This is a genomic window from Pseudomonas sp. PSB18, assembly GCF_014596565.1.
GTDB lineage: Bacteria > Pseudomonadota > Gammaproteobacteria > Pseudomonadales > Pseudomonadaceae > Aquipseudomonas.
The window spans coordinates 71,102-86,402 of record NZ_NOIN01000011.1; the positions used below are offsets into that span (position 1 = coordinate 71,102).

At 54.3% G+C, this 15,301-nt stretch carries 13 protein-coding genes and 1 tRNA gene; 5 read left to right on the top strand and 9 right to left on the bottom strand.

The window, feature by feature from the left end; all coding sequences use genetic code 11:
• The first annotated feature begins 12 nt into the window (after positions 1 to 12).
• From CGA22_RS22550 to CGA22_RS22560, 3 genes are all read left to right on the top strand, one after another.
• A complete protein-coding gene (locus CGA22_RS22550; RefSeq protein ID WP_041023900.1) occupies positions 13 to 453 on the top strand; it encodes a hypothetical protein in 441 nt (146 codons plus the stop codon).
• Between the two features lie 30 nt (positions 454 to 483).
• A complete protein-coding gene (locus CGA22_RS22555) occupies positions 484 to 3,405 on the top strand; it encodes a DUF4132 domain-containing protein (protein WP_041023901.1) in 2,922 nt (973 codons plus the stop codon).
• Between the two features lie 169 nt (positions 3,406 to 3,574).
• Positions 3,575 to 4,186, top strand: coding sequence for a LysE family translocator (locus CGA22_RS22560; protein WP_052435174.1), 612 nt, complete (start codon positions 3,575 to 3,577; stop codon positions 4,184 to 4,186).
• Positions 4,187 to 4,609: 423 nt separating this feature from the next.
• Here the strand turns inward: CGA22_RS22560 and CGA22_RS22565 are convergent, their stop codons facing one another.
• The 8 genes from CGA22_RS22565 to dapA form a co-directional block, all read right to left on the bottom strand.
• Positions 4,610 to 6,280 (bottom strand): hypothetical protein, encoded by a 1,671-nt coding sequence (locus CGA22_RS22565; RefSeq protein ID WP_156996959.1) that lies wholly within the window; start codon positions 6,278 to 6,280, stop codon positions 4,610 to 4,612.
• Between the two features lie 137 nt (positions 6,281 to 6,417).
• Entirely contained in the window at positions 6,418 to 7,002 is a 585-nt protein-coding gene (locus CGA22_RS22570) for a hypothetical protein (RefSeq protein ID WP_188258709.1), read from the bottom strand.
• Positions 7,003 to 7,036: 34 nt separating this feature from the next.
• Positions 7,037 to 8,503, bottom strand: a complete 1,467-nt coding sequence (locus tag CGA22_RS22575; RefSeq protein ID WP_177329254.1) for a TIR domain-containing anti-phage reverse transcriptase — start codon at positions 8,501 to 8,503, stop codon at positions 7,037 to 7,039.
• A gap of 563 nt (positions 8,504 to 9,066) precedes the next feature.
• Positions 9,067 to 9,156 (bottom strand) — tRNA-Ser (locus CGA22_RS22580).
• Positions 9,157 to 9,239: 83 nt separating this feature from the next.
• Positions 9,240 to 9,953 (bottom strand): phosphoribosylaminoimidazolesuccinocarboxamide synthase, encoded by a 714-nt coding sequence (gene purC / locus CGA22_RS22585; RefSeq protein WP_016963914.1) that lies wholly within the window; start codon positions 9,951 to 9,953, stop codon positions 9,240 to 9,242.
• 28 nt (positions 9,954 to 9,981) lie between these two features.
• Positions 9,982 to 10,740: an MBL fold metallo-hydrolase gene (locus CGA22_RS22590; protein WP_041022517.1), complete on the bottom strand. Its 759-nt coding sequence runs from the start codon at positions 10,738 to 10,740 to the stop codon at positions 9,982 to 9,984.
• A gap of 4 nt (positions 10,741 to 10,744) precedes the next feature.
• Positions 10,745 to 11,860: an outer membrane protein assembly factor BamC gene (gene bamC, locus CGA22_RS22595; protein WP_188258710.1), complete on the bottom strand. Its 1,116-nt coding sequence runs from the start codon at positions 11,858 to 11,860 to the stop codon at positions 10,745 to 10,747.
• A gap of 17 nt (positions 11,861 to 11,877) precedes the next feature.
• A complete protein-coding gene (gene dapA, locus CGA22_RS22600; RefSeq protein ID WP_041020811.1) occupies positions 11,878 to 12,756 on the bottom strand; it encodes a 4-hydroxy-tetrahydrodipicolinate synthase in 879 nt (292 codons plus the stop codon).
• Between the two features lie 315 nt (positions 12,757 to 13,071).
• Here dapA and CGA22_RS22605 point away from each other — a divergent pair, with 315 nt between their 5' ends.
• Together CGA22_RS22605 and CGA22_RS22610 are read left to right on the top strand one after the other, a co-directional pair.
• The gene (locus tag CGA22_RS22605; RefSeq protein WP_041020812.1) at positions 13,072 to 13,632 is read left to right on the top strand and encodes a glycine cleavage system protein R; all 561 of its coding nucleotides are present in this window, start codon (positions 13,072 to 13,074) and stop codon (positions 13,630 to 13,632) included.
• Positions 13,633 to 13,642: 10 nt separating this feature from the next.
• Positions 13,643 to 14,116, top strand: a complete 474-nt coding sequence (locus CGA22_RS22610; protein WP_041020813.1) for a peroxiredoxin — start codon at positions 13,643 to 13,645, stop codon at positions 14,114 to 14,116.
• A gap of 106 nt (positions 14,117 to 14,222) precedes the next feature.
• Here the strand turns inward: CGA22_RS22610 and CGA22_RS22615 are convergent, their stop codons facing one another.
• Positions 14,223 to 15,293 carry an AI-2E family transporter gene (locus CGA22_RS22615; protein WP_041020814.1) on the bottom strand — a complete coding sequence of 357 codons (1,071 nt, stop codon included), beginning with the start codon at positions 15,291 to 15,293 and terminating at the stop codon, positions 14,223 to 14,225.
• Positions 15,294 to 15,301 lie beyond the last annotated feature (8 nt).

The following is a 15,301-nucleotide window of genomic DNA, read 5'->3' on the forward strand; positions in this document are numbered from 1 at the left end:
GAGAGGTACCTCATGGAATTGGTGATTCATAGCTATTGCCTGAAAGGCGCACGTCAGGAGCCTTTGCTTCCTCCCGTTTCCTTGACACCGACCTCGTCGACCCTGACGGTCGCCGAGCTCATTCGTCTCACCGTTGCCGAACAGATCGCCGCGCTGTCGGTCCAGCACTGTCTGGAACAGGCGGCCATGCGCGAGGTACTCGATCGCCAGTACCTGAGCGAGCGGGACATCCGCCGGCAAGCGAGTGAAGGCGCAATCCTCATGCCGCAAGCCAAGGCATCCCCCCAACTGGATGTCGACGTCGAGATCGAGCGCGCCTTGAAGGGCTTTGAAACCCGCGCATTCCGCGTCCTGCACAATGGCGTCATGCTGCAGAACCTGGATGACCTCATCGAGGTGAGTCCCCCTTCCACGATTGCGTTTATCCGTCTGATGCCGCTGATTGGCGGTTGACTCCTGTCGTTCATTTCTTCGGAACCCCTCATGCCATCACGTCGTCCTGTGACCGACCAAGCCATACGCCTCGCAGCACTGGGGGCCTTCTGCGACAGCGCGTTGGATGCCTATCCCGAGCTCAGTCGATATGACGAATTCGAACTCGATTTCTGGGATGGCATCGACTTCCTGCGGATTGCCGATGACTGGGTCAGGCAGCAGCCACAGGAAGGCGCCAGGGCACTGGCGGACGGTTTTGTGTTCCCGACTGTCTGGGACGACTTGAAGGACCGCCGCGACCAACAGCGCTACGGCCTGCAATATCGCCTCTGCGATGCGTGGATCACTGCCCACCCCGATGCCTACGCACTGGAGCAGATCGGTGCGCGACTGCGGCACATGCTGCAATTTGCTTTCGAGGACAGCGACTACCCACTGCCCACCGATGACGACGACCCGGCCTATTACCGAAGACGTCCGGAACACGCCTGGGCCTTTCCCGATGTGTCGGATTGCATCAACCGCCTGAGCAACTACCCGCCCACCCCCGCCTGGCAGACGTTCGCCGAATGGTTGCTGGACGGCAGTTGGAACCGTGTGCAACCTCCTTCCCCGCCTGATGAAGAGCAAAGGAGAGTCGCCGACGCGTATATCTACGTGCACAAGGACATCGGGCGTATTGCTTTAGGCCTGATGGAAACCGGCCGGCTCGATTACCCTCGCTTCGTCCGGGCGGCCAACACCTGGGGTCGCGCCATGATGTTCTATACAGACGACACGGGGCTCGACAGTGATGACGTGGCACTGAATCGGTACGCCGATGAAGCGTTCGACGAGGACAACCCAGATGACGAAACCCCTGACGACGAGGCCGAGCAATCTCAGCACGAAGATCCCCCGATTGAAGAGTCGGCCGACGTACCACCTGAACTGGCGAACTTCACCGTTCGCTATGTCGAGGACGCCCTGGCCGGATTACCCGATAATGCCGAGAAACTGGCCGACACCTTCCATTCGGTGGAGGTCTGTCAGACCCGCTGGGTGCTGCAGGCGCTGGCGGTCGTCGAACGACTGGGCATGACTCCCGACACCTTTCATGACGTCTTCGGCCATACGGCCGCGGTGCTCGAACGTTTCCTGTCGCTCCAGGCATTGCCCAGGGAGCAATCGGCAGAGCTGCTCGCGTCGCTGGCCGGTTTTTCAAGAAATACCCTGCTGACCGCCCTGCCCTACGCCGGGCATGCCAGCCGAGTGGTACTCGACGCGCTCGGCTGGGGGGATCTGCAAACCTTCCAGCGGGAATACCTGAGCATCGCCCTCGCACCGCAGTCCGGCTGGGGCAGCGACCTGCCCAATACGCTGGATGAAACCGTAGGTGTGGTGGACCGCTACCTGCTGGACAAGGCGCTGGCCGAGGCCGACCCGCAGCACCTGCACGACTACCTCGCCGCGCTCGCCCCCTCGCACTGGGCGTTTCCCGAAACCCGCGTGCTGCTCGACGCCTACCAAGGCATCGGCCGTCCCGCACTGGAAAAGAAGTTGACCCGCCACGCTCAGTCGGCAATGCGCATCTATGGGGTCTTCCCCGTCACGCATTCGGACGACGTACGCCAGCGCTACCTGACGCTCAAGAAATTGCATAAGGAGGTACATAAGTACGGCGCTCAACGACAGGCCAACTCCCACGCAGCGATTCAGGCGGGGCTGGAAAATCTGGCACGTGTGGCCGGTTTTCCCTCGGCGATTCGCCTGGAATGGGCCATGGAATCGGAAATCGCCGAATCCGCCCTGACAGCCGCCACCGTCGATGGCTATGACGTCACGCTGGTGATCGAGGGCTTGTCGCCCACGTTGCGCGTCAGCAAAGCCGGCAAGACACTCAAGAGCGCACCGCCGGCGATTCGCAAAAACGCAGACTTCGTCGCCCTCAAAGCACAGCAGCTCCAACTCCAGGAACAGATCGCACGCTTCTGCCGCACCCTGGAAACGATGATGAGCAACGGCGAAACCCTGACCCCGGATGTCCTGAAAACCCTGTTGAACATGCCCGCCGTTCGCCTGCTGCTGGAACAGCTGATCGTGCAAGCCGATGACGCGGTGCTGGGCTGGCTTGACAGTGCAACGCTGACGGTGACCGACCTTGAAGGCCGTCAACACGCCATCGAACAGCACCTGCGCATTGCTCATCCTTTTCATCTGTTCGCGGCAGGACAGCTGTCGGCCTGGCAGAAAGAAGTCGTCAGCCATCGCCGCGTACAGCCGTTCAAGCAGGCCTTTCGCGAACTGTACCTGCTGACACCCGCCGAGCGCAGTACGCGCTTGTGGTCCAATCGATTTGTCGGCCACCGCCTGAAAGGCAAAGTAGCCGCGCGGTTGCTGCAGGTCCGCAACTGGTCGACCTCAAGCGTCGACGACATCTATTACGAGAGCAAGGAACACGGCATCTACGCCACGTTCAACTTTCTGGATACCGGCCATTACCTGTCAGAAACGGAACACTTCACCTTCGACACGATTGCGTTCTATCGCGACCAGAAAGCGCTGCCGCTTGAACAGGTACCGCCTCTGCTGTTTTCGGAAGTCATGCGTGATGCCGACCTGCTGGTTTCCGTGGCCCACGCCGCGGATGGCTACAGCACCAGTCACGAAACCCTGCAACGACGGGCCGAACTGATCGGCGAGCTGATTCAGGGGCTGGGACTGCAAAACGTCAGATGTGAGGGGCATTTCCTGCACATTACCGGCCAGCGGGCGAACTATCGCATTCACCTGGGCAGCGCAGCCATCCATATCGAACCCGGCAACTATCTGTGCATCGTGCCTGCCGGCGGCAGCGCTCCCGAGCTCTACCTGCCGTTCGCCGATACCGACAGGAAAATGACCGAAGTGCTGAGCAAGATGTTTCTGCTGCAGGACGACATGAATATCACCGACAGCCAGATATTGGAGCAGATACAGCGGGGGAGTTGATGGCGGGCTTTGTTCAGCAAACATACCCCGGCATCGGCGCCCTTATCGAGAGAAGGACCTTCAGCCACGGCCTTGCAATGGCTCCGCGACGCAGAGCCTATATTCGCTTGCTGGTTTTATCTCTTGGTGCAAGGATCTGGCTTTTCGCCAAAACATTTGGAGTTTCGCCGTGCTGGCTCAGTCTTCAATCTGGTTTTTTGTGGTTCCGTTTGCTATCGCAGCGGCTATTCCCGGGCCTGCTCAAGGCGCTCTGCTGGGCCAGGTGGTGTCTCGGGGTGCCAAATCGACCTTGCCGTTCATCATAGGCATGGTCTTGGGCAACGCCGTCTGGCTGCTGATCGCGACGCTTGGCCTTGCTGCGTTAGCCCTTCAGTTCGAGCAGGTCTTTGTCGCAATCAAGTGGCTTGGCGTTGCCTTTATTCTGTTCATCGCATGGAACCTATGGTCGAAAAATACCCATCAACCTCAAGCTCCTGCCCCGCGATCAGCTGGCCGAGGTTTGCTATCGGGTGCTTTGCTGACACTGAGCAATCCGAAAGCAGTGGTTTTTTTCGGTGCAGTCCTGCCCCACGCCTTCGATCTCACTGCGCTTTCCGTCCCAGAGGTCGTCTTCATCACCGCCCTGGGCATTGGGATTGATCTTACTGTCCAGATGGCTTATCTCCTCATGGCCTCTCGTATCAAACGTGCAGTGCAATCACCTAAGGCCATGAAACGCCTGAATCGTACCTCTGCAGGTGTTATGACAGGATGCGCAGGGTGGATGGCCATTTCCCGGTAATCGTCAGAGGGCGTGAGCCAGAATCCCTGAATTTGCCCTAAATCAAACGCCAGAAACGAAAAAGCCCCTGAAATGTTCAACCATTTCAGGGGCTTAGTCGTATTCAATAATGGCGGAGAGATAGGGACGTCCAGAATCGAACGCTGCAGCCCGCCAAAACCAACAAACACAGGCAGTTTTGAGTATTTTGCTACAAAACTCTGCTACAAAATGACGTACCTCCTGCTGTTAGGTTTTTTTGGTATCACGAACTTTTTTCAGGGTGCTTGTCCAAGCTAGTTGAGCTCAACGACGCACCTATTATTTCATAATATTATCCAAGCTTAATTTTCCGCGACCATTAAAGCCATTGGCAAACCAAACACTAGACTTGGTAAGTAATCAATATTTATGGCTTAGTAATTACTCGCCAGATGAAAAACATCACCCCCTCAAAACAAAGCCCCCATCACCCAAGCTAAAAGTAACTTTTGTCTCTTGATTCGAGTACAAATTAACGAACAAAAAACCAGAATCCTCTCCACATATACCATAATAAAGAGCCACTTCAAAACCCTCATAAGAAGCGACTACCGGCGGACACTCTATAAAATTACCAAAAACTTCTATTAGAACCCTGACTCCATCACTAATACTAAAATAAACACCCTCAACCCCAGAACAAAAATAGCTAGCTAATTCAGGGTCAATCGAATCCATCCTTTGTGAAAAAATAAGCGAGCCATATTCTAACGGCTGCAGCACTGCCCCCTTTTCAAGCTGCAAAAAACTCTGTGAGAGCAGTACTGAGTCCGTATCCAAAGGGGAATGCTTTATATATAAATTATCAGATAATATTTTTGAAAATCCGTGCAACGCACACAGGGCACTCAAACACTTCTTAAAACTTATCGTTGATTCATTATTTTGTATATAGCACTCAGCCTTGGCAGGTGGAATCTGAACAAGGGTGTCCGCATTTTCATATTCAATTAGAAAGCCGAATTCTGCAACCGAGTCAAGGTACCTACTAGCCTCTAAGTATTTTGGAAGATGCTTGAGCCCTGAAACCAAATTCCCAAACCAAGACTCAATTGATGTCTTAAATTCAATAAATACATTTGAATCTATAGCGTTAACTTTAAAGCAAAAGCTTAAGAATCCATCTAGCGTCTCACCATCGACCGTTATCACCTTCTCCCCACCGACATAACTACTTTCAAATGTACAAAGAAAATGACGAGAATTCGCAGACACCAGATACAAAGAGCTTTGAACCTTTAAAACAGCAGGCTTTAGATATAGATATGAACCGGGACGTGATTGTTTGAACGCCTGAAAAATATCATTATTTATAAAATTTATTTTTGATGAGTCAATTTTGAATCCTTGGCCTGTCAGCCGATGATTTTCAATTTTGCCCTGTAATTCAGACGCAGCTTCACCGGTTGCAACAACTGAAAACCGGGAATCAGAAATGTTTTTGGCCGACAGTACGTGAGTGATAGCACCATCAACTACTGTCTTAACGCTGAAGCGTGGATCAAGCTTCTCTATTGCTTCGCTATAAGAATGATGAATGGACTGAACAGGAAATTCGAAAGGATTGACCATATTATTAAAATTGCACGTCAAAGCTCTAACCACTTCAGCACGAATACTATCAGCCAATTCAAACTGGGTCAGAGATTTGGTTCCAACCATAGTCATTGCACGTTTTTCAGCCTTAGCCTTCCACTCACAGAGTAGATCAACCGGATAGCGTGACTCATCCCGATCGATGATGATGGAGCAAGACCCGCAGAGCCAAATCCCATTCTTGTACGAGCTACGCTCTTCTTTCGTCTGATGTTTATTGTAGCGAGCAGCACCGGGGCCGGGAGCGGCAGCACAAATGTGAGCGGCGACACCGTTACCTGCATAATCGTTTCGCTTAAGATTCGAGCCTATGGTGTGACTCAGGCAATCAGGGTTGGAGCAGACACCTGCCGCCATATGTTGCAAAAGCAAACGTGTTGGCTTATCGAAATTATGGCGTGGATGCATATCAACAATCGACCCATCCGCCAAGATGACTTTGTCATTCTTTATTTTAACTTTGCTAAGCTTAGCCACCCCAACTCCTTGTAAAGATTAAATCTGGCTTTCAGTTAATTACTTGGCATGTTTACGCAAACCAAAGACGCTCTATTTGATTCCGATTATAAAGTAACGCCTAGCTCACAGGCCTACACCTCAAGCCGATCGAGCCTCTATTGCAATGGCTCACCTAAGCTTAACTGCCCTCGCTTTTGCAAATCATTGGCCAGCCAGAGTCCGGCTTTTGCCATTAAAAAGTAAGTAGCAGCAGTAAACCCAGCTTGAAAATTATCTATGGCATTTACTACCTTGCCATCCGAACTAATTTTTGCCTCCCTCACTGGCCCTTCATAACCGTGGATCATACCGACATCCACTTCAAACAAATCCACCAGCTCAAAATATTTATCCATATCAGACTGCATGATTTTATGATCGAGGTTGTGAGCAAAATGGTTTCTAATTTTATTTATATGCTTTAAAGCCCTTGCCAACTCAGCAGGCAAGCCAGAAGCTATCGATGTAGTTAGTCTTTCATTAAAATGGCGGAGAATTTCAGCACTCTTGCCTTTTCCACTAACGAAAAACTCAATATTTTCTGGAGAAATCCTTTCTTTCAAATAGACGCTTAAAAACCGCTCACATATCAGCTGCAGCCTTATCACGCAAATTCCATCATCACTTTTATTAAGAATATCGGCATACAAACTTGGATCAATAAATTTTATAAAATCGTGATTTACCTGAACATAAGTCATGTTTTTTTCTCGACGAGTTAAAATTTTTTATAAATTATGATGCCAGCAAAGCTTTTATTTTTTGTGCTATTTCGTCTGGATTGTCTTGCCACACAACATAAAGCTTGTCGCTCATCAAAAAATTATTATTGAGGATTTTTTCTTTATTTCCATGAATTAATGGCAGCAGTCGTTTGGTTCCACCAGAAATATCCCCATTGAGAACGGCGTTGATTTCCTTTTGCGGCCACGCTTTCACAACAGAGTTATCAGTCATTACCGCAATCACATATTGCGACTTAATAAGGGCTTTGTTGATTGTTTCGATAAGAGAATCACCCCACGCAATTTCCTTAGAGTCATAAAATGCATGAACACCAATTTTCGTAAGTGCTTCATACAACGGCTCCACAATGGCTGCTTTGTCTTCTGATGCATGACAGAGAAAAACATCGTACATTTTATATTCTTCCTTAATGGATTTTAAAAATTTAGGAGGGGTTTTATCATGCTCGGCCATTTTCAATATTAGTTTAACGTATGTTGGATCGTCTTTTCCTTTCACCATTGCGATAAAAGATAATCTACCATATATGTTATGCTTTAGTTTTCGCCCATCTTCCGTCAGCTCCACTTCGTCGGGATTAAGCTTTAGTATATCAATGAAACACTTACGCTCCGCCTCTTTTGGGTCTTGAATCCAGTGATATATCGCGGTACGGACTTTGTTTTTATACTCAGCAGGAATGTTTACTTTTTTATTTGTTATTAGCCCTGTCACTTCCTGCCGATCATATTTTGATTGAAGCCGACTCTTTTTTTCATTTACTTCAAAGCTGGCCCTCGAAAAAATATTGGCTAAATCTTCCCCAATGATTGTTCGTCCGTCGCTAATATGAGCGATTTCTCGGGGAAAATTCCTTTTCGCGGAAAGTGTTATATCATCAGCGTATCTTGAATAAATAAGACGATGGCTTCTAACATGTTTTATAGTTCGATTATCCAAAATACTGGCAACAATATTCGACACAACTGGAGAGGTTGCAGCACCTTGGGGAAGATAATTATTGAAACAGCAGATTTGAGCAATAACTGTCGCTACGTCCGGATGAATTTCGAAAGGCTTGGCGATGAAAACAGCACGAACCCTACCAAAATTAATTGAACCAAAAAAATCTTTAATATCTACGTTTAACACCCAGTTAGATTTTTTATGCAAAATGGCATTTTGAAGTATGCCCCTTCCTTTAATAAAACCCTGAACGCAAGGTTTGAACTCTAAATTCTCAGTCAAAAGCTCTGCCAACTTTTGCTGAACCACCCTCAATCCCTTTTGAGGTGAATCAATCTTACGAAGACCGCCACGTTTTTTGGGAATCTCAAAGGAATTATATTTTAGTTCATCTGCTCGCTTGTAGCAGATATAAAGAAGTTGTCCTTTTTTTACACCCAGAAGGTTGCAAAGAAGATCAAGAGAATCGAGCTTATGGATAGATCGACTTGGGGGATTCAGTAGCTTCAAGGCAGCCTCCGGCCTGTACGCTACCGGAGTAAGAAGCGGCACCCCCCGCTATTTACCTTACGCCCCGCGAGACTCATAACATTGCGAATCGATAGTCTCAGCGTAACTCACAGTAGCATATGTCCTTACATTAACGATCATTGCAGTGGTAGCACTGCATAGTTAAAGCTTGGAGGGGTGCCCTCGCCCTTTATGCCCGAAAGGCAAACACATGGCAATAGGACATTAGGACAAAGAGAGAAAAGCCAAAATAGACAAGTGGCTCCCCGGGTGTACCCAGTCAACCACCGGCAGCCAAGCAGGCACACCAGACACCCTCCAATACGTCTCAACGGGTCCGGCCGCACCTTCCCCGGTCGACACCCTTTCACAAACCATAGACGGCCACAGAGGGTAACGGCTGATGGACAGGGCGTTAACACTCATAACTCAATCGAAAAAGGACAGACGAAAAAAAACAGCGATTTATTCGCTGTGGTTTGCAAAACCTGCTGCAAACCACTGCTATAAATCGCTGTTTCTTAACCTTCGCAACTCATTGATTTACAAAGGTTTTTTAAATATGGCGGAGAGATAGGGATTTGAACCCTAGGTACTGTCGCCAGTACAACGGATTTCGAATCCGTCCCGTTCGGCCACTCCGGCATCTCTCCAGTGGCGCGCATCATACCAGCACATTCGCCGGAAGCGAACCCCCGAGCGAATTTTTTTCCGTGCTATCAGATGCTTGCGTCGATTACAGCGGCACACCCAGGCGTTGGGCAACTTCTTCGTAGGCTTCGATGACGTCACCGAGGCCCTGGCGGAAGCGGTCCTTGTCCATCTTCTTCTTGGTGGCCTTGTCCCAGAGACGGCAGCCGTCCGGGCTGAATTCGTCGCCCAGGACGATGGAGCCGTCGCTGAACACGCCGAATTCAAGCTTGAAGTCCACCAGCAGCAGGCCAGCATCGTCGAACAGCTTGCTCAGCACTTCGTTGACCTTGAGGGACAGTTCCTTCATGCGCGCCAGTTGCTCGGCGGTGCCCCAGCCGAATGCCACGACGTGGGATTCGTTGATGAACGGGTCGCCCTTGGCGTCGTCCTTCAGGAACAGCTCGAAGGTGTAAGGGTTGAGTTTCATGCCCTCTTCCACACCCAGGCGCTTGACCAAGCTGCCGGCGGCGTAGTTACGCACGACGCATTCCACCGGGATCATGTCCAGTTTCTTGACCAGGCACTCGTTGTCGCCCAGCAGCTTGTCGAACTGGGTCGGCACGCCGGCGGCTTCGAGTTTCTGCATGATGAAGGCGTTGAACTTGTTGTTCACCATGCCCTTGCGGTCGAGCTGTTCGATGCGCTTGCCGTCGAACGCCGAGGTGTCGTTGCGAAACAGCAGGATCAAGCGGTCGGCGTCGTCGGTCTTGTAAACCGATTTGGCTTTGCCGCGGTAGAGTTCTTCACGTTTTTCCATGATGGGCTCCGCTTGCTAAGTAGATGGGCTAGGCGATATGTCGCCAGTCGAGCCCTGAATCTTGATCGGCCAGTTGCAGCCAGTCCGGGTCGCACCCGAGGGTGTCGACAAAACATTGCCGGGCCAGCTGCGGCAGGTTGTTCTTGCTGCTCAGATGGGCCAGGACCAGGTGTTGCAGGCCTTGCCAGCCCAACTCGGCCACCAGGTACGCCGCCTGGTGGTTGTTCAAATGTCCGCGCTCCCCGCCCACCCGTTGCTTGAGAAAGTAGGGGTAATAACCACGGGCCAACATGTCGCGACAGTGGTTGGATTCGATCATCAACGCATCGAGATCCCGATAACTGTCCATGACCCTGTCGCAATACGACCCCAGGTCGGTCAACAAGCCGAAACGCCGCTCGCCGTCGCTGAATACATACTGCGTCGGCTCCCGGGCATCGTGGGCCACGCTGACCACGTCGATGTCCAGGGCGCCAATACGCAATCGCTCGCCACCGACCACGAAGCCGGCTGGCTCGATGGGCTTGCGCAGGCCTTCCGACGTTCCCCGACTGAGGTAGACCGGCAGATTGTAGCGCCGGGACAGCAAACCCACGCCATGCACGTGGTCGGCATGTTCGTGGGTCACGAGTATCGCGCTCAGTTGCGCCGGATGCACACCCAGGCGCAGCAGGCGTTTCTCGGTTTCCCGCAAGGAGAAACCACAGTCGACCAGCACATACGTACCGGCGCTGGCTACCAGCGTGCCGTTCCCTTGGCTACCGCTGCCGAGAACGGCAAAACGCATCGGATCAGCCCAGGTTGTCCTGAATCATACCCAGCACCTTGCGGGCCACTTCGGCCGGCGCCACGGTGTTGATGTTTTTCTCCACGGTCACCTGGACGTTGTCGCCCACCTTGCTCAGGCGAACCTGATAGCGCTCGGCGCGGGCTTCGATTGCTTCCTTGTCCGGCTTGCCGCCGAACAGACCACTGAAGAAGCCGGGCTTCTCGTCTTTCTTCTCGGCTTTTTCGGCGAGGTTGATGTAGTAAAGACCCAGGCTGCGGTTGATGTCCTCAACCCGCCATTCGCCCTGTTCCAGCGCACGACCAACGCTCGACCAGGCACGGTCCAGGTCGGAGCCGACGTTGAGCACCGGGTTGCCGCTGCCGTCTTCGGTCAGGCTGACACGGCTCGGCGTGTCGAAATCCCGGGAAGCCAGCATCGAAACCGAACCGCCCTGCTCTGCGGAACGGGTCATGCTGGCAAGCATGTCGTCCACCAGCGCGGCGTCGAGACCGGTATTCACCGAACGGTTGGTGAACGCCACGTCGGCGGTGCTGCCGGCAGGACGTTCGGCGCTGACCACATAGATTTCACTGGTATTGCGCTGTACGCCCGGCTCGATACGCACCCGCACGCGGGATTCACTGTCGCTGGCGACACCGGCGGCACTCAGGCGCTTGCCCATGGCGGCGGACAGTTCATCGGCGTGTTGCCAGGTGGTGGTGAACTCGCCGGTCTGCGGACGCTGTTCATCGATGCGGAAACCGTTGTCCTGAAAGAACTGGATCGCCACTGGCCAGACTTCGGCCGGAGGGTGCTGGGCCATGACCCAACGTGAATCGCCACTCTTCTGCAGGGTGTAGTCGCTGGCATCGGCGATGGCCGACAGCGGCTGCGGACGAGGAACCTCGTACTCGCCCTTGGCGGTGTCATCGGCCACGTTACGCGGGATCGGCAGCAGCGGATCCAGGCGCTTGGCGACATGGACATCCGGCGGCAGTTGCATCGGTGCAGTCTGTTGCGCGTTCAGGTAATCGCTACCACGATCGCGGAAATAACCTTCCGGGCCCCAGATCCACCCACAGCCACTGGTGCTGGAGATAATCAAGGCAAGTGCGGAAAGTCCGGCAATTCGCTTCATGCGGTGTGCTTCCTCAATTAAACCAGGACGCCGGACTGGCGCATGGCCTGCCGCAGCGGTTCGTGACAGGCGTTGCTCAGCCAGGTGAGCGGCAGGCGGATGCCTTCGTGCATCAGGCCCATTTCCACCAGCGCCCACTTCACCGGGATCGGGTTGGCTTCGATGAACAGGTCCTTGTGCAGCGGCATCAGTTTTTCGTTGATGGCCCGTGCGGTCTCGGCGTCGCCCTTGAGCGCGGCCTCGCACAGGTCGGCCATTTCCCGTGGCGCGACGTTGGCGGTGACGGAGATGTTGCCCTTGCCGCCCATCAGGATCAGCTCGACCGCCGTCGGATCATCACCCGACATCACGATGAAGTCCTTGCTCACGCCATCGAGGATCGCCTTGGCGCGTTTCAGGTCGCCGGTGGCCTCCTTGATGCCGATGATGTTCGGTACGGTCGACAGGCGGATCACGGTCTCGGCCTGCATGTCGCAGGAGGTGCGGCCGGGAACGTTATAGAGGATCTGCGGGATATCGACCGCTTCGGCGATATGCTTGAAGTGCTGGTACAGGCCTTCCTGGGTCGGCCGGTTGTAGTACGGAACGACGAGCAGGCAGGCGTCGGCACCGGCTTCCTTGGCGTTGCGGGTCAGCTCGACGGCTTCGCGGGTCGAGTTGGCGCCAGTACCGGCGATGACCGGGATGCGACCGTTGACCTGCTTGACCACGGCACGGATGACTTCGATGTGCTCGTTGACATCGAGGGTCGCCGACTCGCCGGTGGTACCGACGGCGACAATGGCATGGGTGCCGTTTTCAAGGTGGAAGTCCACGAGTTTGCTGAGGCTGGCCCAGTCAAGACGCCCTTGTGCATCCATGGGTGTGACCAGTGCCACCATACTGCCCGCAATCATGAAACCGCTCCTGCCGGAAAAAGAGAGCCGTAATGGTACTGGCGCCAAGATGCTTGTACAAGCGAACTCCCATTCCCCTTGGCGATGGTTTTCGCTACCCTTCAGACTTTGATCGGTACCGACACGCTCACAGGCCGGTTCCCAGCCTCCGTTTTCGTCGCCACAAGCCCCGATCCTGCGTTTGCCCTGGCGTATTTCCCTCTGTTGCGGAATGCCGCGCAACCCCAGGCACAGGGCTTGAGTCGTTCGTTTTCGCAGGCCGGCGCCGTGCAGGGTGACGTAGGTATCGACCGCTCATCGCTTTAGGAATGCTGCATGTCCACCCCCACAGTCCGCGAACAATTCCTTGTCATCAGTGCCCTTGGCGCCAACCCCATGGAGCTGACCAACGTCCTGTGCCGCGCCAGCCATGAAAACCGCTGCGCCGTCGTGACCTCACGCCTGACCCGCCACGGCGAATGCAGTGCGCTCGTGCTTGAGGTTTCCGGCAGTTGGGACGCCCTGGCCCGCCTGGAAGGCAGCCTGCCGGTATTGGCCAAGAAGCACACCTTCACCGTCAACGTGGTGCGCAGCGCCGCGCTGGAGAACCGCCCACAGGCCCTGCCCTATGTGGCCTATGTGAGCTCGGCCTACCGGCCGGACATCATCAACGAGCTGTGCCAGTTCTTCATGGACCACCATGTCGAGCTGGAAAACCTCACCTGCGACACCTACCAGGCTCCGCAGACCGGCGGCACCATGCTCAACGCCACCTTCACCGTGACCCTGCCGGCCGGCACCCAGATCAGTTGGCTGCGCGATCAGTTCCTGGACTTCGCCGACGCGATGAACCTGGACGCTCTGATCGAACCGTGGCGCCCACAAAACCCAATGTAAGGAAGCGCTCATGGCCGTTGCCATCGACCAGCCGGTTACCGATTTCCAGGCGCCTGCCACCAGCGGGCAGACCGTCAACCTCGCGGCCCTGAAAGGCAAGCAGGTGGTGATCTACTTCTACCCGAAGGACAGTACCCCAGGTTGCACCACCGAAGGCCAGGGCTTTCGTGACCAGTACCCACAGTTCAAGGCTGCCAACACCGAAGTGTTCGGCGTCTCCCGGGACAGCCTCAAATCCCACGAGAACTTCAAGTGCAAGCAGGAGTTTCCGTTCGAGCTGATCAGCGATAAAGACGAAGCCGTCTGCCAGTTGTTCGATGTGATCAAGCTGAAAAAACTCTATGGCAAGGAATACCTGGGCGTGGATCGCAGCACGTTCCTGATCGACAAGAACGGTGTGCTGCGCCAGGAATGGCGTGGCGTGAAAGTGCCCGGGCATGTGGATGCCGTGCTGGCGGCAGCTCAGGCGCTTGATAAGGCCTGATTTGCACTGACCTTTCGCGAGCAGGCTCGCTCCCACAGGGATTGTGTAGGACCCTGTGGGAGCGAGCCTGCTCGCGATGAGGCATCAGCCTCACCTGATCAGTCAGCTAGAGCAACGGCGCCACAATCGGCTCCTTGCTCGGCCACGCATCCAGCACAGCCTTGAACAGCGTCGCCAGGGGAATCGCAAAGAACACGCCCCAGAATCCCCACAACCCGCCAAACAGCAACACCGCGCAGATGATCGCCACCGGATGCAGGTTCACCGCTTCGGAGAACAGCAGCGGCACCAGCACGTTGCCGTCCAGCGTCTGGATGATTCCGTAGACCGCCATCAGGTAAATGAACTGATCGCTCCAGCCCCACTGGAACAGCGCAATCAAGGCCACCGGCACGGTCACCACCACCGTGCCGACATAAGGCACCACCACCGAGATCCCCACCAGCAGTGCCAGCAATGCGGCGTAATTGAGCCCGAGGGCGACGAAGCCGATGTAGGTCACACCGCCGCAGATGAACACCTCGATAACCTTTCCGCGAATGTAGTTGGCGATCTGGCGATTCATCTCCTGGGCCACCCGGGTAATCAGCGCTCGCTCACGCGGCAGGTAGCCACGGACCCAGCGGCCGATCATTTCCCGATCCTTGAGAAAGAAAAACACCAGGATCGGCACCAGCACCAGGTAAATCATGATGTTCACCAGCAGCGGCAAGCTGGATAACGAAAACGTCAGCGCCCACTGGCCGAACTTGCCGATCTGGCCGCGCACCACTTCGATGGTCTGGAGCACCTGCTCGTCCGATACCAGATGCGGATAGCGTTCGGGCAGCAGCAACAGCAGGGACTGCCATTTGGCGAGCATGCCCGGCAACTCGTTGAACAGCGTCACCAACTGGTGCCAGAGCAGTGGCACGATCATCACGATGAACACCACCAACAGCCCCATGAACAGCGCAAACACCAGGCCCACCGCCACCGTGCCCGGCAGCCGCAGGCGCTCCAGTGTCGTCACCAGTCCTTGCATCAGGTACGCCAGCACCATCCCCGCCAGCACTGGCGCCAGCATGCCGCCTAGCGTGAGGACCGCGGTGAATCCCAGGAATAGCAGCACTGCCAGCACCACCGCCTCTTCGTCGGAGAAGTAGCGCTGAATCCAGTCGCGTAACACTTTGAACATTAAAAATC

What these genes read in the sequence shown, in the direction of transcription:
- CGA22_RS22550 (WP_041023900.1), top strand. Translation starts at nt 13, where the DNA reads ATGGAATTGGTGATTCATAGCTATTGCCTGAAAGGCGCACGTCAGGAG.
- CGA22_RS22555 (WP_041023901.1), top strand. Translation starts at nt 484, where the DNA reads ATGCCATCACGTCGTCCTGTGACCGACCAAGCCATACGCCTCGCAGCA.
- CGA22_RS22570 (WP_188258709.1), bottom strand. Translation starts at nt 7,002, where the DNA reads ATGACTTATGTTCAGGTAAATCACGATTTTATAAAATTTATTGATCCA.
- purC (WP_016963914.1), bottom strand. Translation starts at nt 9,953, where the DNA reads ATGGAAAAACGTGAAGAACTCTACCGCGGCAAAGCCAAATCGGTTTAC.
- CGA22_RS22590 (WP_041022517.1), bottom strand. Translation starts at nt 10,740, where the DNA reads ATGCGTTTTGCCGTTCTCGGCAGCGGTAGCCAAGGGAACGGCACGCTG.
- bamC (WP_188258710.1), bottom strand. Translation starts at nt 11,860, where the DNA reads ATGAAGCGAATTGCCGGACTTTCCGCACTTGCCTTGATTATCTCCAGC.
- dapA (WP_041020811.1), bottom strand. Translation starts at nt 12,756, where the DNA reads ATGATTGCGGGCAGTATGGTGGCACTGGTCACACCCATGGATGCACAA.
- CGA22_RS22605 (WP_041020812.1), top strand. Translation starts at nt 13,072, where the DNA reads ATGTCCACCCCCACAGTCCGCGAACAATTCCTTGTCATCAGTGCCCTT.
- CGA22_RS22610 (WP_041020813.1), top strand. Translation starts at nt 13,643, where the DNA reads ATGGCCGTTGCCATCGACCAGCCGGTTACCGATTTCCAGGCGCCTGCC.
- CGA22_RS22615 (WP_041020814.1), bottom strand. Translation starts at nt 15,293, where the DNA reads ATGTTCAAAGTGTTACGCGACTGGATTCAGCGCTACTTCTCCGACGAA.